15 protein-coding genes are annotated in these 21251 nt (G+C 73.4%); 5 read left to right on the top strand and 10 right to left on the bottom strand.

The window, feature by feature from the left end:
• Positions 1-37 precede the first annotated feature (37 nt).
• The 9 genes from ACLJQZ_RS47615 to ACLJQZ_RS47575 form a co-directional block, all read right to left on the bottom strand.
• A complete protein-coding gene (locus ACLJQZ_RS47615; RefSeq protein ID WP_410628249.1) occupies positions 38-793 on the bottom strand; it encodes a thioesterase II family protein in 756 nt (251 codons plus the stop codon).
• Between the two features lie 71 nt (positions 794-864).
• Positions 865-1131, bottom strand: a complete 267-nt coding sequence (locus ACLJQZ_RS47610) for a phosphopantetheine-binding protein (RefSeq protein WP_410628247.1) — start codon at positions 1129-1131, stop codon at positions 865-867.
• A 1-nt stretch (position 1132) separates the two neighbouring features.
• The gene (locus tag ACLJQZ_RS47605) at positions 1133-1327 is read right to left on the bottom strand and encodes an MbtH family protein (RefSeq protein WP_410628245.1); all 195 of its coding nucleotides are present in this window, start codon (positions 1325-1327) and stop codon (positions 1133-1135) included.
• Between the two features lie 18 nt (positions 1328-1345).
• Complete coding sequence (locus ACLJQZ_RS47600) at positions 1346-5659, bottom strand: amino acid adenylation domain-containing protein (RefSeq protein ID WP_410628243.1); 4314 nt, start codon at positions 5657-5659, stop codon at positions 1346-1348.
• Positions 5656-10359 (bottom strand): amino acid adenylation domain-containing protein, encoded by a 4704-nt coding sequence (locus tag ACLJQZ_RS47595; RefSeq protein WP_410628242.1) that lies wholly within the window; start codon positions 10357-10359, stop codon positions 5656-5658. Before ACLJQZ_RS47595 ends, ACLJQZ_RS47600 begins: the two co-directional genes overlap by 4 nt.
• A 160-nt stretch (positions 10360-10519) precedes the next feature.
• The gene (locus ACLJQZ_RS47590; RefSeq protein ID WP_410628240.1) at positions 10520-11767 is read right to left on the bottom strand and encodes a glutamate synthase-related protein; all 1248 of its coding nucleotides are present in this window, start codon (positions 11765-11767) and stop codon (positions 10520-10522) included.
• Complete coding sequence (locus tag ACLJQZ_RS47585) at positions 11764-12759, bottom strand: asparagine synthetase A (protein WP_410628239.1); 996 nt, start codon at positions 12757-12759, stop codon at positions 11764-11766. The genes ACLJQZ_RS47590 and ACLJQZ_RS47585 overlap by 4 nt, the downstream gene beginning before the upstream one ends.
• Positions 12756-14021 (bottom strand): methylaspartate mutase, encoded by a 1266-nt coding sequence (locus tag ACLJQZ_RS47580; RefSeq protein ID WP_410628237.1) that lies wholly within the window; start codon positions 14019-14021, stop codon positions 12756-12758. The genes ACLJQZ_RS47585 and ACLJQZ_RS47580 overlap by 4 nt, the downstream gene beginning before the upstream one ends.
• Positions 14018-14434 carry a cobalamin B12-binding domain-containing protein gene (locus ACLJQZ_RS47575; RefSeq protein ID WP_326948289.1) on the bottom strand — a complete coding sequence of 139 codons (417 nt, stop codon included), beginning with the start codon at positions 14432-14434 and terminating at the stop codon, positions 14018-14020. Before ACLJQZ_RS47575 ends, ACLJQZ_RS47580 begins: the two co-directional genes overlap by 4 nt.
• A gap of 206 nt (positions 14435-14640) precedes the next feature.
• On the opposite strand from ACLJQZ_RS47575, the gene ACLJQZ_RS47570 reads away from it, so the two are divergent.
• Genes ACLJQZ_RS47570 through ACLJQZ_RS47560 form a run of 3 tightly spaced genes read left to right on the top strand, consistent with a single transcriptional unit; the run spans position 14641 to position 18102 of the window.
• Positions 14641-15669: a TauD/TfdA family dioxygenase gene (locus ACLJQZ_RS47570; protein WP_410628235.1), complete on the top strand. Its 1029-nt coding sequence runs from the start codon at positions 14641-14643 to the stop codon at positions 15667-15669.
• Positions 15669-17321, top strand: coding sequence for a non-ribosomal peptide synthetase (locus ACLJQZ_RS47565; protein ID WP_410628233.1), 1653 nt, complete (start codon positions 15669-15671; stop codon positions 17319-17321). Before ACLJQZ_RS47570 ends, ACLJQZ_RS47565 begins: the two co-directional genes overlap by 1 nt.
• Positions 17322-17334: 13 nt before the next feature.
• Positions 17335-18102, top strand: a complete 768-nt coding sequence (locus ACLJQZ_RS47560; protein WP_410628231.1) for a thioesterase II family protein — start codon at positions 17335-17337, stop codon at positions 18100-18102.
• Positions 18103-18139: 37 nt separating this feature from the next.
• Here ACLJQZ_RS47560 and ACLJQZ_RS47555 read toward each other — a convergent pair whose 3' ends face one another.
• A complete protein-coding gene (locus tag ACLJQZ_RS47555; protein ID WP_410628229.1) occupies positions 18140-18988 on the bottom strand; it encodes a phosphatase PAP2 family protein in 849 nt (282 codons plus the stop codon).
• 89 nt (positions 18989-19077) lie between these two features.
• Here ACLJQZ_RS47555 and ACLJQZ_RS47550 point away from each other — a divergent pair, with 89 nt between their 5' ends.
• Positions 19078-20706, top strand: coding sequence for an FAD-dependent monooxygenase (locus ACLJQZ_RS47550; RefSeq protein ID WP_410628228.1), 1629 nt, complete (start codon positions 19078-19080; stop codon positions 20704-20706).
• Between the two features lie 79 nt (positions 20707-20785).
• Complete coding sequence (locus tag ACLJQZ_RS47545; RefSeq protein WP_410628226.1) at positions 20786-21217, top strand: ATP-binding protein; 432 nt, start codon at positions 20786-20788, stop codon at positions 21215-21217.
• The last annotated feature ends 34 nt before the right edge of the window (positions 21218-21251 follow it).

Here is a 21251-nt window from a genome sequence, read left to right as displayed (position 1 = left end):
CGTGAGTGGTAATTCGGGTTAGAACCCGAATTACCACTCACGACCAGCCGAGGTGCAGGGTGCGGAGCAGGTCGGCGGGGCCGGTGGACAGGGGCGTGGCCAGCAGGTGGCCGCCGGGTTCGACGGATGCCGTGAACGGGCCCGATGTGGCGTCGGCCCAGCCGGCCAGCGTGGCCGGTGGCAGTGCTGTGTCGTCCGCGCCGGCCACCGCGTGGACGGGGAAGCCCGGACGGCGGTCCGGCTCGTAGCGGTAGCTGCGGCAGACCGTGAGATCCGTCCGGATCGTCGCCACCGCCAGTTCGCGGATCGTCTCGTCGTCCGGCAGAGCCGTGGCCAGGCCGCATCGTTCCAGGAGGTCCGAAGCGCCCTCTGAGGTTGGCGGGATCGAGCCCGGCCAACCCGTCGGTGGGGCCGCGCACGCCGGGATCACGATCCGTGGCCGTGAAGCCGCCGGTAAAGCGCGGGCCACCTCGTAAGCCAGGAGCGCGCCGAAACTTTGGCCGTAGAACAGTGCTCCCGGCTGCAAGTACGGAGCGAGGCCATCGACCACCGCCGTGACCAGCGCGGCGAATGTGGCCGGCATCGGGTCGACAAAGCGACCGCCGCGGCCCGGCAGCCGGATCGCCCAGACCTCCAGGTCCGGGGCCAGCGCCGCCGCCAGGCCGGCGAACGCCGTGACGTCGCCGCCCGCGTGCGGGAAGCACACGGCCTGCGGAGTCCCGGCCGGCAGCGGGTGCGGCCGGTAGCACCAGTCCCCCGCGATCGCCGGCCGTGGGCTTGTCGCGAGCGTCATCGGGTCCCCCGCGATCGCGGGGCGCGGACTGGCCGGCCCCGCGATCGGCGGTAGTGGGCTTGGTGCGAGTGTCACCTTGTCCCCCGGCGGCCCACCAAAGCGACCGTCGGCCGGGCTGGGGTCTGGGTGGCCGACTGGACCGTCTCGACGAAGTCGGTGAGGGTTCTGGCGGCCATCAGGTCGCGCAGCGACAGGTTCACCGAAAACTGGTCCCGTACCCGGTACACCACCCGCAACGCGGTCAGCGAGTGCCCGCCCAGTTCGAAGAAGCCGTCCTCCGGCCGGACTTCGGGGACGCCCAGCTCTTCGGCCCAGACCGCGGCTATCGTCTCGAGCATCTCAGACGCCCAACGCGACGCGCAGGCTCTTCGGGCGGATGTCGGTCCAGGTCTGGTCGACCCAGGCGACGCACTCCTCGCGGCTGCCGCTCTTTCCGGCCGGGTGCCAGCCGGCGGGGGTGGGCAGCTCGGCCGGCCAGATCGAGTACTGCTCCTCGTCGTTGACGACGACGGTGAAGTCCTTGAACGCGTCCATTGTGGAGTCCTTCCTGGGTCAGCTGACGGGGATCGGCGCCGCGAGCGCGGCGAGTTCTTCGGTGTAGGCGGTGACGTAGGCGTCGGCGAGATCGTCCGGGACGAGGGACCGCAGGTGGTCGACCGCGAGCAGGATGCGGTCCGACGACGGGTCCTGCACCAGTGCGACGCCCAGTGCGAAGTTGGTCGGCTCGTAACGCATGTCCGGCTCGCAGCCGATCCGGTCGTCGACGATGCTGGTCGCCGAGCCGGCCAGCCGGCCGAGGGCGTGGAACCGCAGGAACGCGAAGCACGTTTCCAGGCGCGGTCCGGCCATGAGCCGGGCCAGCTTCGCGAAGGGCACGCGGCGGTGCGGCAGCAGGGCGACCTCGGCCTCGTGCAGGTCGCGGACGAGGTCCGGGGCCATCCCGTCCACCACCAGCGGGACGGTGTTGAGGAACAGCCCGTACGCCTCGGTGCCGCTGCGTTCTTCGAGACGGCCGTTGACCGAAAGGCCGGTGGTGACGCGGTCGCGGCCGGTGATCCGGTGCAACGCCCGCACGTGCGCGGCCAGTGCCGCGGCCTTGATCGGCACTCCGGCCGCCGACGCGATCGCCGCGAGCTGGGCCGGGGCGTCCGGCAGCACGCGCTCGACCGTGCGCGGGATCTCCGCCGTCGCGGCCTCGGAGCCGCCCTCGGCGGACCAGAGCGCGCCGTCCGCGCCGTCGAGGTGATCGCGCCAGAACTGTTCACTTTCCTTCGACGCCGCCGCGGCCTGTTCGGTGAAGACGAAGTCGCGGAACGTCGACGCGGGCGGCGGCGCGAGCGGGGCGTCCGGGTCGGCGTGGCGTTCCAGGATCTCGGTGAGCAGGGACGTGAAGCTCCAGCCGTCCAAAATGGAGTGGTGCTCGGCGATGGTCAGCTGGAAGACGTCGTCGGCCAGACGCTGGGCGGCGACCCGGAACAGTGGCGGGGTCCGGAGGTCGAAGCGCATCGCGCAGAACGCGTCGAACGTCTCGGTCACGGCGGCGCGTTGCTCCACTTCGGACTGTCCACGCAGGTCGGCGGTGTCCACCGGCGTCGGGACTTCGGCGTGCACGAGCTGCATCGGCTGCCGGTAGCCGACGACGTCGAGGCTCGTGCGCAGCACCGGGTGCCGGGTGATGACCGCGGCCACCGCGGCGTGCAGCGCCCGCTCGTCGAGACGGCCGGCGACGCGGTAGCTGTTGACGTTGTGGTAGCCACCGGCGTCGCCGGACAGCTCCATGTGGTAGATCATCCCGAGCTGCATCGCGGCCATCGGGTAGGCGTCGACGACGTCGCCGGGCAGCTTCGCGACGTCCACTTCGGACAGTCCGGTGAACGGCTCCACGACCGCCTTCTCCGTCGCGCACGGCCGCAGCAGCGGCGCGAGACCGGCGGGTGTCGGCGCGGCGAACAGGTCGGGCAGGGTGAGCGTCCAGCCGTGGTCGCGCAGCTTGCCCGCCAGGTGGACCGCGCGGATCGAGTCGCCGCCGAGGTGGAAGAAGTTGTCGTGCACCCCCGCGTCCGGGACGCCCAAGACGTCCGACCACAGCTCGGCGAGCAGCCGCTCCCCCGGCGTGCTCGGCGCGGTGTACGCGATCGCGGACGTCGCCGCGGCCGGCGCGGGCAGCGCCGCGCGGTCGAGCTTGCCGTTGACCGTGACGGGCAGCCGGTCGAGCACGGTGACCGTCGCCGGGATCATGTGCTCCGGCAACGACTTCGTGAGGAACGCCCGCAGCTCGGCGTAGTCCGGCGCAGCTCCGGTGACGTACGCGGCGAGCCGCTCGTCGCGCACTGTGACGACGCAGGCGTCGACCGCGGGGTGCGCGCCCAGGGCGTGCTCGATCTCGCCGAGTTCGATGCGGAAACCGCGGAGCTTGACCTGGCTGTCGCAGCGGCCGACGTACTCGAGGCCGCCTTCGGCGAGCCGGCGTGCGACGTCGCCGGTGCGGTACAGCCGCGCGCCCGGCGTCGCGGAGAACGGGTCGGGCAGGAAGCGCTGCGCGGTGAGCCCGGCCCGGCCCCAGTAGCCGTGGGCGAGCGCGCCGCCGCCGATGTACAGCTCGCCCGGCACGCCGGTCGGGCACGGCCGCAGCCAGTCGTCGAGCACGTGCGTGCTCAGGTGCGGCAGCGGCGCGCCGATCAGGCTGCGCTCGAAGCGGGTCACGTCGTGGGTGGTGACGTGCACGGTGGTTTCGGTGATGCCGTAGAGGTTGCACAGCGACGCCGTCAGCCCCAGCGCGGACCAGCGCCGCACGACGGCCGGATCGAGAGCCTCACCGCCGAGCATCACCTGCCGCAAGGCCGGCAACGCGGGCCCGGTGCGCAGGGTGAGTTCGAGCTGGCGCAACGCCGACGGCGTCTGGCAGAGGCACGTCACGGCTTCGTCCGCGAGCAGCGCGGCGAACGTCTCCGGCGACCGGCTCGTCAGGTACGGCACGACGACCAGGCGGCCTCCGTGGTGCAGCGGTCCCCACAGCTCCCAGACCGTCCAGTCGAAGGCGTAGGAGTGGAACAGCGTCCACACGTCGGTTTCGGTGAACCCGAAGTGCGCGCGCCCGGACTCCATCAGCCGTCCGACGTGCTCGTGGGCCACGGCGACACCCTTGGGCCGGCCGGTCGAGCCGGAGGTGAAGATCAGGTAGGCCAGGTCGCCGGGCCGGACCGGGACGCCCGGTCGCTCCGAGGAGTACCCGGCGACGTCCCGCGAAGCCAGGTCGAACACGGGCCACGGACCCGAAGTGGCCTGGTCGGTGACGACCAGCCGCACGCCGGTGTCGCCGAAGACGAACGCGGCGCGGTCGTCCGGGGCCGCCGGATCCACCGGCACGTACGCGGCGCCGGTCTTGAGCACCGCGAGGATCGCGACGACGATCGCGTCGGTGCGGTCCAGCAGCAGGCCGACGCGGTCTCCGGGGCGGACGCCGTCGGCGATCAGGGCGTGCGCGAGCCGGTTGGCGCGGCGGTCCAGTTCGGCGTAAGTAGCGGAAACGCCGTCGAAGGTGACGGCAGGCCGATTGGGGAACCGGTCAGCTGCGTCCTCGAAGGACTCGTGTAGGCAGCGCGGCACAGACGCCGTGACCTCGGCGGGCGACGACGGCTCCAGGTCGATCTTCCACAGTGGACTGTCTGGTTCGGACAGCACGACGTCCAGGAGAGTGCGCCAGTGACCGGTCATCCGGTCCACGGTGGCCGCGTCGAACAGGCTCGTGCGGTACTCGACTTCACCGCGCAGCTCGCCGTCGTCGAAGGTGGACCAGGTGAGGTCGAACTTGCTGGTGCCGTTGTGGTGCACCCGCCGGGTCGCGGTGACCGGCCCGAACCGCAGCGGTTCGGAGTCTTCCGCGTGTGCGCCGAAGACGACCTGCACGAGCGGTGCGTGCCGGGCCGTGCGTTCGAGGGCCAGGGCGTCGACCACGACGTCGAAGGGGACGTCCAAGCAGGCGTAGGCGTCGAACGCCGTGTCACGCACCTGCTCCACGAGGTCGCGGAAGCTCGCGGCGCGGTCGACGCGCAGCCGCAGGGGCAGGATGTTGACGAAGTAGCCGATCAGGTCGGCCAGCTCCGGCCGGTCGCGGGTCGACATCGGCGTACCGACGACCAGGTCGGCCGCGCCGGTGTAGCGGTTCAGGAGCGCGGCGAACGCGGCCAGCTGGACGACGAACGGCGTCGCGTCCGCGTCGGCGGCCAGCTCGCCGATCCGGCCGGCGAGCCCGGCCGGGAGGGCGAACGCGCGGGTGTCGCCGGCGAAGTCCTGCTGCGCCGGCGCCTCCCGGTCGGTCGGCACCGCGAGTCGCTCGGGCGCGCCGCGCAGCTGCTCACGCCAGTAGTCCAGCTGGTCTTCGTGAGGTTCGGCGACGCAATCGGCGTACTGAGTGGACAGTCGCGGTAGGACTGGTTCGCGTTCTTCGACGATGGCTGTGTAACTCTCCGCCAGCTCGCGCTCGAAGATGCCGGACGACCAGCCGTCCCAGACGATGTGGTGGACGACGAGAACCAGCGTCGTCGCGTCCACCAGGGACGCGCGCAGCAGCGGGCCGGTCTCCAGGTCGAAGCCGGTGCTCAGGTCCGCGTCACCGCGGTGCAGCGGGACGCGGACGTCGTCGTGAACCGTCTGTTGTGGACCGTCCGGGCCGAAGGAGAACGTCGTGCGCAAAACTTCGTGGCGCCGGACGATCCCGGCGATGCTCCGCTCGAGGACGTCCGGGTCGACCGGCGCGTCGAAGGTGAACACCCACGGCACGGTGTAGGCGGCGGAGCCCGGGTTCCAGCGGTCGAGGAACCACATTCCGCGCTGGAGCGCGGAAACCGGGACGGTGCGGCCGGTCATGCCCGCACCTCCAGCCGCTGCGCCAGGGCCCGGACGGTCCGGGCCGCGAACACCAGCCGCGGCGCGACGCGGGTGCCGGTCTCGGTCGACAGGCGCAGGGCCACGCGGACGGCGGCCAGGGAGTTGCCGCCGAGCCGGAAAAAGCTGTCGTCGACGCCGACCGCGTCGAGCCCGAGCACCTCGGCCCAGACCGCCGCGACCAGCTGCTCGGCCGCCGTGACGGCCGGTTCAGCCGGTGCCTCGGCGGCGACCGATTCCGGTGCCGGAAGCGCGGCGCGGTCGAGCTTTCCGTTGGGAGTCAAGGGAAGTGCGTCCAGGACCGTGACGCTCTCGGGGATCATGTAGTCCGGCAGCAGCGTCGCGAGGTGGTCGCAGACGTCCTGGTACCCGGGTGGCGTGTCACGGGCGACGACGTAGGCGGCGAGCCGGCCATCGTGGGCGACGACGGCGCTGTCCTTGACGCCGGGGTGGCGGGCCAGCGCGGCGGCGACCTCACCGGGTTCGACGCGGAAGCCGCGGATCTTCACCTGGTCGTCGGCGCGGCCGGTGATGGTCAGCGTGCCGTCCGCGGTGCGGCCGCCGACGTCGCCGGTGTGGTACATCCGCGAACCCGGCGGCCCGAGCGGGTCGGGCAGGAACCGGTCCGCGGTGAGACCCGGCTGCCCGGCGTACCCGAGGGCCAGGCCGGCGCCGGTCGCGTACAGCTCGCCCGCGGCGGACGGCCGGAAGTGGTCGTCGAGCACGCGGATGTCCTTGTGCGCCACGGGGACGCCGATGGGGAGCGCCGGCGCGGCCAGGTCGGCGGGGCCGACGACGTGGCACGTGGTGAAGCCCATGCTCTCGACCGGGCCGTAGCCGTTGACGATCCGCACGTGCGGGTACCGCTCGGCCAGCCGCGCCACGTGCGGCACCGAGGCGCGCTCGCCGCCGGTGAAGACGACGCGCAGGCCGGCGAAGATGGCCGGGAACTCGTCGACGAGGAAGTTGAACAGGCTGGCCGACAGCTGCAGCTGCGTGACGCCGTGGCGGGCGACGAGCGCGGTCATCGTCTCCGGGTCCGGCCGCTGGCCGGGGTGCAGCACGCAGGTGCCGCCGAACAGCAGCGGGCCGTAGACCTCCAGGCCGAAGGCGTCCCACGACACGGGCGAGCACTGCAGCCACACCTCACCGGGCGCGAAGAGCGCGTAGTCCTGCTCCAGGTAGGTCCCGGCCAGGGCGCGGTGCGACGCCGCGACGCCCTTCGGCCGGCCGGTGGACCCGGACGTGAACATCACGCAGGCGACGGCGTCGGCGCTGACGGGGAGGCCGAGGTCATCGTCGGGTCCGTCGGCGGATGCCACGAACTCGCGGTCCACGACCAGCCGGGCGTCGACAGCCTTGACGGCGTCCGCTCGGCGAGCCTCGGGCAGTTCCGGGTCCAGCAGCGTGTAACCGGCACCGGCCTTCAGCACGCCCAGCAGCGCGACGACCAGGTCGGCATCGCGGTCGATCAGGACGGCGACCACGTCGCCCTCGGTCACGCCGTGGGTGCGCAGGCGTCTTGCGACGCGGTTGGCCCGCGAGTTCAGCTCGGCGTAGGTCAGCTCGGCGTCGCCGGAGATCAGTGCGACGGCGTCCGGGGTCAGGGTGGCTTGGTGTTCGAACAGCTCGTGCACCGGGACGTCGAGGCCGGCCGGGGTGACGTCCTCGTGGAGCGGCACGTCCGGGTCGGTGACCAGGTCGGCCACCGCCGTCCGCCACTGTTCGCCGAGGGCGGCGAGGGTCGCGGCGTCGAACAGGTCGGTGTCGTACTCGATCCGGCCGCTGAAGCCGGTGCCGTCGTCCTCGACCGACCACGACAGGTCGAAGCGCGACAGCTCGTTGACGTGCAGCCTGCGCTCCACCGCGGCCGGCCCGAACGGCTCGGGGCTCGGGTCTGCGGTGTGCATCTCGAAGACCAGCTGGAACAGCGGGTTCCGGTCGCCGGAGCGCTCCCCCAGCACCCGGCCGGTGATGTCTTCGAGGGGGACGTCCTGGTGGCGGTAGCCGTCGAGGGCGACGCCGCGGACGTGCTCGAGGACCTCCCGCAGGGTCACGTCGCGCTCGATCCGGAACCGCAGCGGGACGAGCGTGATGAAGTAGCCGATGAGCGCGTCCAGCTCCGGGCGCTCGCGGACGCTGACCGGGGTGCCGACCACGAGGTCGTCCGCGCCGCCGGTGCGGTGCACCGCGAGCACGAGCCCGGCGAGCAGCACCATGAACGGCGTGGCGTCGGCGTCCCGCGCGAACTCCCGGACGGCTCGGGCGAGGTCGGCGTCGAAGGCGAAGCGGTGATAGCCGCAGCGCTGCGCGGGCTCGACGGGTCGCGGGTGGTCGGGCACGAGGGCCGGGCGGTCCGGGACGCCGCGCAGGTGCTCGGCCCAGTAGTCGAGCTGGGACTCGGCGATGCCGTTGTCCTGCAACCAGTTCGCGTAGTCGGCGTACTGGATGGCCAGGTCCGGCAGGCGCGGCGCGCGGTCGTCGAGCAGCGCGGTGTAGTACTCGCGCAGCTCCCGGTCGAGCACGCCGAGGGAGCCTTCGTCCCAGACGATGTGGTGGAAGACGAGGATCAGGCTCGCGGTGGTCGCCGACGTCCGGACCAGGCAGGCCCTCAGCAGCGGCCCGGTTTCGAGGTCGAACGGCGTGCGGGCGTCGGCGGCGATGAACTCGGCCGCGTCCGAAGCGTCGGTGATGGTGAACGGGACCTCGAGGTGCGGGTGGATCACCTGGCGGGGCAGGGTTCCGGCGACCTCGAAGGTCGTGCGCAGCGCCTCGTGGCGGTCGACGACCCGCTGGAGGGCCTTGTGGAGCGCCCGGGCATCGAGGGGGCCGGTGAAGTCGAAGACCCAGGGGACGTTGTAGGTGGACGTGCCCGGCTGCCAGGCGTCGAGGAGCCACAGTCCGCGCTGGAACCGCGAGAGCGGGGCTTCGGACGCGGGGGCGCGGGCCGGGCCGGGGCGGTCGTCGCCGGTGCCGTCGTGCATCGCGGCGGCGAAGGCGGCGAGCGTCGGCGCGTCGAAGATCTGGTACGGCGACACGGGTCCGAAGACCTCGAGGACGCGGCCGGCCACGCGGACGGCGGTGAGCGAGTCGCCGCCGAGGTGGAAGAAGTTGTCGTCGAGGCCGACGCGCGGCACGCCGAGGACGTCCGCCCAGATCGCGGCGAGCAGCTGCTCGTCCGGGGTGCGCGGGGCGCGGTGGCCGGTCTCGACGCGGGCGGGTTCCGGCAGGGCGGCGCGGTCGACCTTGCCCGCGGCGGTGAGCGGCAGGTGGCCGAGGGGCGTGAGGCTCGCCGGGATCAGGTGCTCGGGCAGGGACTGGGCCAGGAAGTCGCGCAGTTCCGGGTAGCCGAGGGCGCTGTGGGTGACGACGTACGCGGCGAGCTGGGTGCCGTTCGCGGACTCGCGGGGCACGACGGCGCAGGCGGTGACGGCCGGGTGCCGGGCCAGCGCGTTCTCCACCTCGCCGGGCTCGACGCGGAAGCCGCGGATCTTGACCTGGTCGTCGGCGCGGCCGAGGAACTCCAGCTCGCCGTCGGCGGTGCGGCGGGCGCGGTCGCCGGTGCGGTACATCCGGCCGCCGGTGACCGGGTCGGGCAGGAAGCGCTCGGCGGTGCGGCCGCCGTCGCCGAGGTAGCCGGTGGCGAGGAGGGAGCCGCCCAGGTACAGCTCGCCTTCGTCGACGGGCCGGAGGCGGTCGTCGAGCAGGTGGGCGACGCGGTCGCCGACGGGGGTGCCGACGGTGACCGGCCGGCCCGGCCGGACCTCGTGGACGGTCGAGGTGATCACGGTTTCGGTCGGGCCGTAGGCGTTGAGCAGCCGGGCGCCGGTGCGCTCGGTCCAGGCGGCGGCCGCGGCCGGGGAGAGCCGGTCGCTGCCGGAGATCATGGTCCGGAGCGTCTTCGGCACGGACTTCAGCGAGGCGGCGAGGTCGTGGAAGTACCCGGCGGCGACGTTCGCGACGGTGACCCGCTCGGCGTCGAGCAGCTGCCAGAACTCGTCGGCGGAGAGGAGTTTCGCTTCGGGGACGACCAGGCAGGCGCCGGCGGTGAGCGCGGTGGTGATCTGCTCGACCGCGACGTCCACTGTGGACCGTGCGAAGTGGAGGACGACGTCGTCGGCGCGCAGGCCGAAGCGGGCGGAGACGGCCTCGACGTGCGCGGCGAGCGGCCCGTGCGCGACGGCGACGGCTTTGGGTTCGCCGGTGGTGCCGGAGGTGTGGATGAGGTAGGCGAGCCGGTCGGCCGGCACCGGCCGGTCGACGTCGGCGCGCTCGCCGGGGTCCGGCAGGTCGCCGCCGTCCAGGGTCAGGCGGACTCCGGCCAGGTCGATGAGGCGCTGGGTGCGGTCCGCGGGGGCCGCCGGGTCGAGGGCGAGGTGGACGCCGCCGGCCCGCCAGACCGCGAGCAGGCCGGTGACCTGGTCGAAGCGGTCCGTGCTGCGCACCGCGACGACGTCACCCGGCCGCACGCCCGCGGCGGCGAGGCGGCCGGCGAGGTCCGCGGTCAGCTCGTCGAGCCGGCCGTAGGTGAGCACCCGGTCGCCGGAGCGCAGGGCCGGGCGGCCGGGCCACCGGGCGGCGATCCGCGCGATGCGCACCGGCACCGCGACCGGCGGGCCGGTCAGCTCGCCGAGGTCGAAGGAGTCGATCGTCACGGCCGGTTTCTCGGCCTGCACCGACATGCTGGGCTCACCCCGAACTGACCACAAAGGACGGACATGGACTGCGGCTGCCCGTCGTGAGTGGTAATTCGGGTTAGAACCCTCATTACCACTCACGACCAGCCGCGGCAGCCTCGCGGGCTGCGGAGTGCTGGGCGCGTAGTGCGCCACTGGGGAAAAGCTAAGCCGTCGGGACGGCCCGGACCGGCAGGTCGAGCGGCAGTTCCCCGGCGGCACCGGCGGCAGCGGGCCAGACGTCGTCGGCCGTCAACGCGTCGGGGCGGTACTTGCCCAACGCGCTGATCAGCAGTCTCGCCTCCAGTGCCAGCGCCGCCACCAGCCGTACCAGGCCTTCCGCGCGGTCTTCGTCGACCGCCAGCAACGCCGCTCGGCCGAGGGCGGCCGCGCGGACGCCGTGCGCCAGGGCCTTGACCACCCGGGTGCCCTCCCACATGCGCCCGCCCGCCAGCAGGCAGCCCGACGGGGGCCCGATCCGGCGGAGGCATTCCGCCAGCGGCAAGCCCACGTGGTCCAGGAACGCCGTGGGCGCCCAGCCGGTGCCGCCTTCCGCGCCGTCGACGGTGACCGCGTCCGCGCCCGCCGCCCAGGCGACCCGGGTGGCCTCCGCGATGTCCCGGCCCGGTGGGAGCTTCACCCAGACGCGGGCCCGGGGGAAGTTGTTGCGCATCAAGCGGATCTGCTGACGCAGGATCTCACCGGTGAACGTGCCCGGGCTGCCGGACCGCAACACGCGGTCCGCGAAGAGGTCCGTGAGCGCGTACTGGCCGTCGACGCGGGCCGCCGTGGCCGCGTCCAGCAGGGTCATCCCGCCCAGGCCCGGTTTCGCTCCCTGGCCCACCTTCAGCTCGAAACCCAGCCGGCCGGTGGCCAGCAGCCGCGACGACGCCGGGTCGCTGTACACGAGGTTCCAGACCTCGGCGTCGGCGTCCTCGGTGCTCTGCTGCACCACGACGCCGCCCAGCCCGTCCGGCACCTCGTCCGTGTACGCCCGGACGCGCGTGAGCAGCGCGTTCGCGTACCCCTTGACCGGCACGACGTTCTCGCCGACGACCATCGGGATGCCCAGCCGGCCGGCCTGCCGCGACGCCGCCACCGCCAGGTCGCCGCCGCCGAGCTGCGTCGAGCCGAACGCCGACAGGAACACCGGCAGCGACGAGGCGAAGCCGCCGATCGCCGTGGTCAGATCGACGTCGGAGAACAGCGGCTCGCGGCCCAGCTCGATCAGCTTCTCCAGCCGCAGCGGCACGAAAACCGGCGGCACCAGCCGCGCCCGGTCCAGCTCGTCACCGTCGGGAGAGACGCCGCCGAACGCCTCGCCGCCGTACGCGGATTCCGCCGGGAACACCGCCGCCGCTCCTCGCGCGGCCCGGTCCCGGACCGCGGCTTCGGGGAAGCCCGCCGCCTTCACGGCGCCACCAGGCCCGGGACCTTCGGGTAGGCGTTGACGCGCCACACCGCGTCGAGGCCGGTGAGGAACCGGACGAGCCGCTCCAGGCCCAGGCCGAAGCCCGCGCTCGCGGGGATGCCTTCGCGCACCATGTCGAGGTACCAGCCGTACTTCGCCGGGTTCTCGCCCGTCTCGCGCATCCGCGTGACGATCCGTGCGTAGTCCGACTCGCGTTCGCTGCCGCTGGCCAGCTCGCCGAAGCCGCCGGGCGCGAGGAGGTCGAAGTTGCGCAGGATGCCCGGCTCGGTGGTGGCTTCACGGTCGTAGAAGCCGCGGGAGCCCTTGGGGTAGTCGTCGACGAAGAACGGCTGGGACGCCTTGCGGGACAACAGCTCCTCGCCCTCCCAGTCGATCTCGGCGTCCGGGCTCTGCGGGTGGCCGAGCTCGTGCAGCCGGGTGACGGCGTCGGCGTGCGTCATCCGGCCGAACGCGCCGGCGAGGACGTCGGCCAGGTCCGCGAGGTCGCGGCCCAGCCCGGTCAGCTCGCCGGGGACGGTCGCGAGCACGTGCTTCACGACGTGCGTCACCAGCCGTTCGGCGACGCCCTGGGCCTGCGCCCGGGTCGCGCCCGCCACCTCGACGTCGATCTGGTGGAACTCCGCGAGGTGCCGCCGCGTCGAGCACGTCTCGACCGGTTCGGCCCGGACGTTCGGCGCGATGTAGAAGATCTTCGAGAAGCCCAGCAGCGACGCCTGCTTGTAGAGGATTCCGCTGGTCATGAGCTTGTAGCGGTGGCCGTAGTAGTCGACGTCCAGCTGCTTCGAGCCGCGGACGCCGGGGTCGGTCACCGGGCCGATCACCGGCGGCAGCAGCTCGGTGAAGCCCTCCCCGCCGAGGAACTCGCGCACGGCGACCAGCACCTGGTGCTGCACGCGCAACGCGCTCTGCGTGACGGGCGACGCGAGGTGCACGGGCAGCGCGGGTGGCAGCTCGCCGTCGTAGGTGTCGGTCATAACGCTCCTCCGGGTCGGGCCCCGGCCCGGACGGCCGGGGGCGTGTCGAACTTCCGTTCCACGTGCGACAGCGCGGCCAGCAGCTCGGCCGAGCCGGTCCGCCGCGGCCGCGTGCCACCGGGGGCCGGGCCGATCGGTAGGCCGCCGGTGTCCGCCCACTGCAGCCGGCCGGTGGCGTCGAGGTAACTGCGTGCCCGGCCGGCGTTGTCCGGGTGCAGGCAGTAGGGGATGTCGAGCAGGCCGCGGGCGAACGCCGCCGGCAGCGCGCCCGCGAGGTCGTCGTCGAGGTTCAGCACGGCCTCGACCAGCGCCGCGGCTTCGGCGTGGATCCCGGTGTCCTCGACGTCGGCCCCCGCGGAGGTCGCGGCGGCGACGCGGGCGGCGAGTTCGAGCGCGTCGACGTTCTCCCCGACGGTCGGGATCCGGTGCGCCTCAGCGGCCGTCTTGACGATCAGCCGGGCCGCGCCGGAGCGCACCGCGAGCCGCGCGGCGGACGTCAGCAGGCGGGCGGCGCCGGCCGGTGTCCGCGGGTAGACGCCCATGTAGGCGTAGAGCACGACGTGCCACTCGACGCCGGGCAGGTACCGCGCGGACAGCAGGCGCAACGCCCGCACCGCCTCCTCGTCCTGCGTGGGGTCGGTCTGCTGCGCGTAGCTCAGCGAGACGCTGCGGATGCCTTGCCGGGCGAAGAAGATCGCCTCCAGCACGCTGATCGCGACCAGCATGCCCGGCGGGCAGAGCTGGCCGAGCATGCAGCCGCCGAACGTCTCCAGGTGGGCGGTGTCGCCCGCCGCCGTCAACTGCGCGCAGGCCTCGACCCAGTGCCGCATCGCCGTCCGCAGCGGGGTGCGGCTGTAGGGCAGGCAGTACGAGACCGGGCCGCCCTCGGTCGCGTCGAGACCGGCCGCGACCAGCGTCGCGACGATGTCCTGCGGCCGGGCCGAGCCGTGCCGCACCTGGACCGGGAAGTCCGGGCCGAGCACGCCGGCCAGCATCTCCCGGGTCGACTCGGGGCCGTGGGTGACGAGCGGGAAGCCGTTGAGGGGCGCGCCGTCGGCCAGCGCGCGGGCCGCCGCGACGAGGTCGCCGACGCGGGTGTAGCTGTCGAGCGTCAGGGTGCCGACCGTGGTGGCCGTGGCGTCGCGGGTGGCCAGCAGCCCGGCGCGCATGGCCGACGGCGCCGGGAAGCCCATCCGCGGCTGGACGACCAGGCGGCCCGCCGCGTGCTCCCGGGCCACGAACGCCCCGAACGGCACGCTCACGACGTCACCCGCACCGGCAAGTCGGCCAGGTAGCGGCGGAAGGCACCGATGTCGCCGTCGCCGAAGACGCGGTCGAAGCCCGCCTCCCGCAGCACGGACTCGCGGCCGCTGGTGCCGTCGACGCCGAGCTTGCCGCCGATGACCAGCGCCGCGCCGGCCAGCACGGCCCGCAGCCGCGGGGCCAGCCGGAGGCCGTCGGTGTGGCCGTGGCCGTTGACCGTGCTGAGCACCACCAGGTCCGGGTCCAGCCGGCGGCACTCGCGCACCACCAGGTCGTCCGGGACGCACGCGCCGAGGTTCGTCACCGCGAAGCCGAGCTCTTCGAGCAGCAGCTGCAGGTACACGAGGTTCCAGGTGTGCGCGTCGGACGCCGTGCTGCTGACCACGGCGACCGGGCGGAGTTCCGAAGTCACGCTCCCGAACCTAGGAGCGGCACCCGGGCCCGACCGGCAGTTGCGGCGGCAGGACGGCGGCGACAACCCGGCGCGGGCGGAAACTGCCGCCGCACTGCCGCACCGGCTGCCGCCGCGCGGCCGCGAACCCGCCTAGCGTCGACCGGCGAGCGAACCGGGTGGTTCCACTGTGGACGCCCGCTGCGGGTCAGGCGAAAGGACAAACGATGGGTTCCCTGGGCGTCAAAGAGTTCCTGCCGCTCGACTGGGTGGTCGAGCCCGGCGAGCCGGCGAGTGCCGAGGTCGGCGGGCTGAGCGGCCTCGACGACGCGGTGGCCTGGCTGGCCGCGGCGGCGCCGTCGCTGCGGACGGCGTTGCACCGGCACGGCTCCCTGCACCTGCGCGGCCTGCCGATCGCGAGCGTCGGCGACTTCGGCGTCGTGCGCGACACGCTCATGCCGGCCCGCACGCCGTACCGCGAGAAGGCGACGCCGCGCAGCGACTTCGGCAACGGCGTCTTCTCGTCCACCGATCTGCCCGCCGCACAGCGGATCCGGATGCACAACGAGAACAGCTACACGCTCACCTTCCCCGGGCTGCTGATGTTCTCCTGCCTGATCGCGCCGGCCGACGGCGGGGCGACTCCGGTCGCGGACGTGCGGAAGGTGCTGCGCGCGCTGCCGCCGGAGCTGGTGGCGAAGGTCCGCGCGCACGGCTGGCTGCTCAACCGCAGCTACTCCGAGCACATCTCGACCGACTGGCAGACCGCGTTCGCCGCGACCACCCGCGAAGACGTCGAACGCTACTGCGCCGAGAACCTGATCGCGTGCCGCTGGCTCGACGACGGTCACCTGCGCACCAGCCAGGTCCGCCCGGGCGTCATCAGCCACCCGGTCACCGGCGAGGAGGTCTGGTTCAACCACCTGGCCTTCTGGAACGAGTGGTCGCTCGACGAGGAGCTGCGCGAGACGCTGATCGACGAGTTCGGCCGCGACGACCTGCCGTTCAACACCGCGATCGGCGACGGCTCCCCGCTGACGCGCGACGAGATGGCCGCGCTCGACGCCGCCTACGACTCCGCGACCGTGCGCAAGCAGTGGCAGCCGGGCGACCTGCTGCTCGTCGACAACATCCTGTCCACGCACGGACGCGACCCGTTCCGCGGCGACCGCAAGATCGTCGTCGCGATGGGTGAGCCGGTCGACGTCGCCGGCTGCGCGCCGACCGTGCCCCCGGCCGCGAACGAGGCGCTCTGATGGCCGGCCTGCTCCCCCGCTTCCGCGACGCGGTCCGCCGCGCGCCCGAGCGGATCGCCGTGCGGGACACCGCGGCCACACTGACGTTCGCCGAGCTGGACCGCCGGACCGCGGCGCTGGCCGGGGCCCTGCGCGCCCACGGCGTCGGCCGCGGCGACCGGGTCGGCGTCGGCCTCGGCCGGGGCACCGACCTGGTCGTCGCCCTCCTCGCCGTCTGGCGGACCGGCGCGGCGTACGTCCCCCTCGACCCTGCCTACCCGGCCGACCGGCTCGCCTTCATGGCCGGTGACGCGGCGATCCGCGCCCTGGTCTCGACGACCACTCCGGCCTGGCTCCCGGCGGACGCGGTCGTCGTCGACCCCGCCGCCGAGGGCCCGCGCACGGACGACACCGAGGTGTCGGACCTCGACGCCGCCTACGTGATCTACACGTCCGGCTCGACCGGGCGGCCCAAGGGCGTCCCGGCGCACCACGGCGCGGTGGCCACGCTCGTCGCCGCGCTGGAGCAGGCGGGCATGTACGCGGCCGAGCCGCGGGTCGTCGCGTGGAACGCCAGCGTCTCGTTCGACGCGTCCGTGCAGCAGTGGGCGCGGGTGTGCCGCGGTGACAGCGTCGTCGTGCTCGACGACGACCACCGGACCGACCCGGCCCGGCTGGTCGCCTGGCTGGACGAGTGCGCCGTGACCGACCTCGACCTGACGCCGTCGCACTGGACGGCGTTGCGCGAGCACCTGCTCGACCGCTCGCTGCGGCTGTTCATCGGCGGCGAGCCGATCCCGGAACCGATGTGGCGCGAATTGGCCGAAAGCCGGCTGGAGGCCCTCAACCTCTACGGCCCCACGGAGTCCACTGTGGACGCCACCGCCACCTGGATCGCCGGGCCGGGCGGGCCGCACATCGGCGTGCCGCTGGCCGGGATCCGGGCCCACGTCCTCGACGACACCCTGCGCCCGGCCGCCGCGGGCGAGCTGTACCTGTCCGGGCCGCGGCTCACCGCCGGGTACCTCGGCCGGCCGGGCCTCACCGCCGAGCGGTTCGTCCCCGACCCCTTCGGCGAGCCCGGCACCCGGCTGTACCGGACCGGAGACGAGGTCCGCTGGTCCCCTGGCGGCGCCCTGGAGTTCACCGGACGGCGCGACCGCCAGGTGAAGCTGCGCGGCTACCGGATCGAACTCGGCGAGATCGAAGCGGTGCTGCGGGACGCTCCCGGCGTCACCGCCGTGGCCGTGGTCCTGCGCGACGACCAGCTGGTGGCCTACCACGTCGGCGGCGAGCAGCCGCAGGTCACGGCGGCCGCGAAGCTGCCGGAGCACATGGTCCCGACCGCCTACGTCCGGCTCGACGCGCTGCCCCGCACGGCCAACGGCAAGCTGGACACCGCGGCCCTGCCCGCGCCGGTCGCCGAAGGCGGTGCGGCGCCCAGCGGACCGGTCGAGACACTGATCGCGGACGTCTGGTCCGAGGTGCTCGGCCGCGACGGCGTCGGGGCCGACGACGACTTCTTCGCCCTCGGCGGGCATTCGCTGGTCGCGCTGCGCGTGGTGGCGCGGCTGAAGAAGAACTTCGGCGTCCCGGTGTCCACCAAGGATGTTTACCGGCACCCGCGGCTCGCCGACCTCGCCAAGCACGTCACCGCGCTCGGCGCGAGCTGAAAGGAGCACGGCGATGGACAACCTCCCCAATATCGTGGTCCGGGCCCGGCCCAACCCGGACGCGACGAAGACGCTGGTGTGCCTCGGTTTCTGCGGCGGCGGCTCCGGGCCGTACCTGCCGTGGGCCGACGTGCTGCCGCCCGACGTCGAGCTCGTGACGATCTGCTACCCGGGCCGCGACGGCCGCTTCCTCGACGACTTCGCCCCCGACTGGGACGCGCTCGCCGACGACGCGACCGAAGCCGTGACGGCGGCCGCCGCGCCCCGGCCGTACCTGCTGTTCGGGCACAGCATGGGCGGCTGGATGGCGTTCGACGTCGCGGACCGCCTGCAGCGCCGGGGCGGCCCGCTGCCGGAGACGCTCATCGTGTCGTCGGCGAACGCGCCGAGCCGCGGCCTCACCCCGCGGGACATGTTCCCCGCGCAGCAGGACACCGACGAGCAGCTGGTGATGTGGATGCGCACCAACGGCCTGCTGCCGGGGTACGTGCTCGACGACCCGGAACTGAGCGAGATGTCCCTGGAGCTCATGCGGGCCGACATCCGGGTGCGGGACACGTTCGGCTACACCGAAGGCGCGACGGTCGGCGTCCCGCTGCAGGTGCTCACCGGGGCCGACGACGACGTGATCGTGCCGGAGACGGCCGAGCAGTGGAAGTCACTGGCCCGCAACGGGTACCAGCACGTCGAGCTGCCCGGCGGGCACTTCTACACCCCGGAGATCTGGCGGACCCTGCCGACGCGGATCCCGGCCCTCGCGCCGGTTCCGGCCGCTCGCTGACGCCGGGGCGGGCGGTCGCGGCCGCCCGCCCCGGTCGTCACGGGATCTCGAGGCGGCGCCAGGTCCCCAGGAACGCCAGCGCGGCGGCCACCGATCCGGCCGAAGCGAGCGAACTCGCGGCCAGGTAGACCACCCAGGTGTTGTCGCGCAGGGTCGCGTCGAGCCCGTCCTGGGTCAGCGCCGCGCCGATCAGGAACCCGCCCAGGGCCAGGAAAACCAGCCCGGCGAGGGAAGCGACGACCACGACGAGCACCCGCGGGATCCGGCGCCGGCCCTCGTACCGGCGGACCACGCCGCGGCGCGCGAGCCACCACGACGCCAGGCAGGCGAGCCCGAGGGCGATCGCGTCCGCGGCGAGGGTGTCGGAGAGGCGGTGCCACTTCGCCGTCACCGTGTAGGCGCCGATGCCGACCGCCCAGGACAGCAGCAGGACCATCGTCAGCCCGCGCCAGCGGTAGGGCACGACGAGCAGCGCGGCGAACAGCACCGTCATGGCGATCGTGGTGTGCCCGCTGGGCATGCTGTTGTCCGCGTAGTGCCCGGTGAGCGGCACGAGCGACGGCCGCGGCAGCACGAACCGCTTGAGCCCCTGCGTGACGACCTGACCGGCGACGATCACCCCGGCCGCCGCGACCGCGAGGTCCGGCCGCCGGCGCAGCAAGCCGATGACGGCCACCAGCACGACGGCGACGCCCAGGGAGTAGAGGGTGATCCGCGACAGGCTCCGGTCGGCCGCGGTCTGGTCGCGGGCGGCGGCCTGGTCGGCCCCGCGCAGGGCCGCGTTCTCCAGCTCCTGACCGGTGACGGTCAGGACCGCGAGGACGTAGACCAGGATCAGCACGACGAGGCAAGCGGCGGCGACGATCAGCCAGCGGCGAGCGGGCAAGACACCTCCATCGACGACGACCCGCGTTACTCTATCCGGAGTAACGAACGCCCGCCGCCGGAAGATCACCGCGCTTTTAGACTGTCGGCATGACGAGTTACGCGGATACGCCCCCCGAGGTGGAGACCACGGAGGTCGTCATCGCCGGCGGCGGCCCGGTCGGCCTGACCCTCGCCCACGAACTCGGCGCGCGGGGCATCGGCTGCGTCCTGCTCGAACCGCGGCCGGCGCCGAGCCTGGCGTCCCCGCGGTGCAAGCAGCTGAACCCCCGGTCGATGGAGCTCTTCCGGCGCCTGGGCATCGCCGACGCCGTCCGGGAAAACGCTCCCCTGCCGTTCGGCTGGTCCGACTCGGCCGTCTTCTGCACCTCGCTCACCGGGCACCGGCTGGAACGCTTCGACGGCGTCTTCGCGCTCAGCGACGTCCAGCGGACGGAACTGGCCGAACCCGCGCTGTGGTGCGCGCAGAACCACGTCGAAGAAGCCTTGCGCGACACTCTCACCCGACGGGAGACGGTCAGCGCGCGCTGGGGCTGGACGCTGACGGGTCTCGAACAGGACGCCACCGGCGTCACCGCCACCGCGACGGACGACACGGGACGCGAGCGCGTGGTGCGGGGCCGCTACCTCGTCGGCGCCGACGGCGCCCGCAGCGCCGTCCGGCGGGCGTGCGGCATCCCGCTGGCCGGGCGGAGCCACGAGATCCGCAACATCCAGGTCATCTTCGACGCGCCCGGGCTGTCCGCCCGCCACGACCTGGGCCGCGCCGTCCAGTACTGGGTGGTCAACCCCGAGGTCAACGGGCTGATGGGCACCCTCGACACCGAAGACCGGTGGTGGGCCATCATCATCAACGCGCCGGAAGACGCCGACGCCGCGTGGTGCGAACGGGCCGTCCACCGGATGATCGGCACTTCGGTGCCCGTCGCCGTGACCGCGACCGATCCCTGGACGGCCCGGCTGCTGGTCGCCGACCGCTACCGGGACGGCCGCTGTTTCGTGGCCGGGGACGCCGCGCACCAGAACCCGCCGTGGGGTGGGTTCGGCGCCAACACCGGCATCGGGGACGCCGCCGACCTCGGCTGGAAGCTCGCGGCCGCGCTGCGCGGCTGGGCCGGCCCCGGGCTGCTCGACTCCTACGGGACCGAACGCCGTCCGATCGCGCAGCGGGCCATCGCCGAGGCCGAACGCAACATGCGGGTGCTGACCGGCGAGCTCGCCGTGCCGGGTCTCGACGACGACGGACCGGACGGCCGGGCCGTGCGCGCCAAGACGGCGGAGCTGATCCGGCAGGCCAAGACGGCCGAGATGTACACCCTCGGTTTCGTGCTCGGCACCGCGTACCCGGAGTCGCCGCTCGTCGTCCCCGACGACGGGCCCGCCCCGGCTTCCACCGGCACCGAGTACCGGCCGTCCGGCGCCCCGGGGAACCGGCTGCCACACCTCTGGCTCGACCGGAACCGGTCGCTGCAGGACGAGTTCGGGCCCGGCTTCACGCTGCTGGAGATCGCCGCCCCGGCCGCGCCCGAATGGGACACCGCCGCGCAGGCGGCCGGCGTGCCCTTGAAGCGCTACCGGCTCAACCGGCCGGATCTGCACGGTCTTTACGCCGCCCGGTACGTCCTGGTCCGGCCCGACGGGTACGTCGCCTGGCGCGGCCAGACCTCCCCCGATGATCTCGGCGCGGTGCTGGACCGCGTCCGGGGATGTGCGGTGTGACCCGCCAGGGCGGTTGAACTCCGCCGGATGGGGGCAGTCAAGTAGCCCGTAGCCGTCTCTTTCCCCGAGGAGACCGATCATGAGCCTCGACGCAACACCCACCGAGTCTGGTGTCCTCCCCGACATGGACGAGATCGACGAGACCGTCGAAACCACCGTCCAGGCCGACCTCAAGGAGCTGGCGAGGGTCCGCGGCTGGGCTCGCGCGCTACTGCCCGACCTGACCGCCGAGCTGCTGACCGACATCGTGATGGTGCTCGACGAGCTCGTCTCCAACGCGCTCCGCCACGCCAAGCCGCCGATCCGGGTGCGCCTGCGCCGCAACCGCGGGAAGCTCCGGATCGAGATCGACGACGGCTCCCCGGCCGTCGCCACCCCGACGTCGCCGTCCTCGAAGGGCGGGCGCGGGATGCGGATCATCGAGAAGACGAGCGTCGCCTGGGGTCAGCTGCGCCGTCCCGGCGGGAAGACCGTCTGGGCCGAACTCGCCCTGTCCGCTCGCCGGTCGTGAGTGCGTAACAGTGTTAGAACACTGTTACGCACTC

Origin of the sequence: Amycolatopsis sp. cmx-8-4 (assembly GCF_046548675.1) — a bacterium.
GTDB lineage: Bacteria > Actinomycetota > Actinomycetes > Mycobacteriales > Pseudonocardiaceae > Amycolatopsis.
Note: the sequence above shows the minus strand (reverse complement) of the source record. Positions and strands in the feature narration are given on the sequence as shown.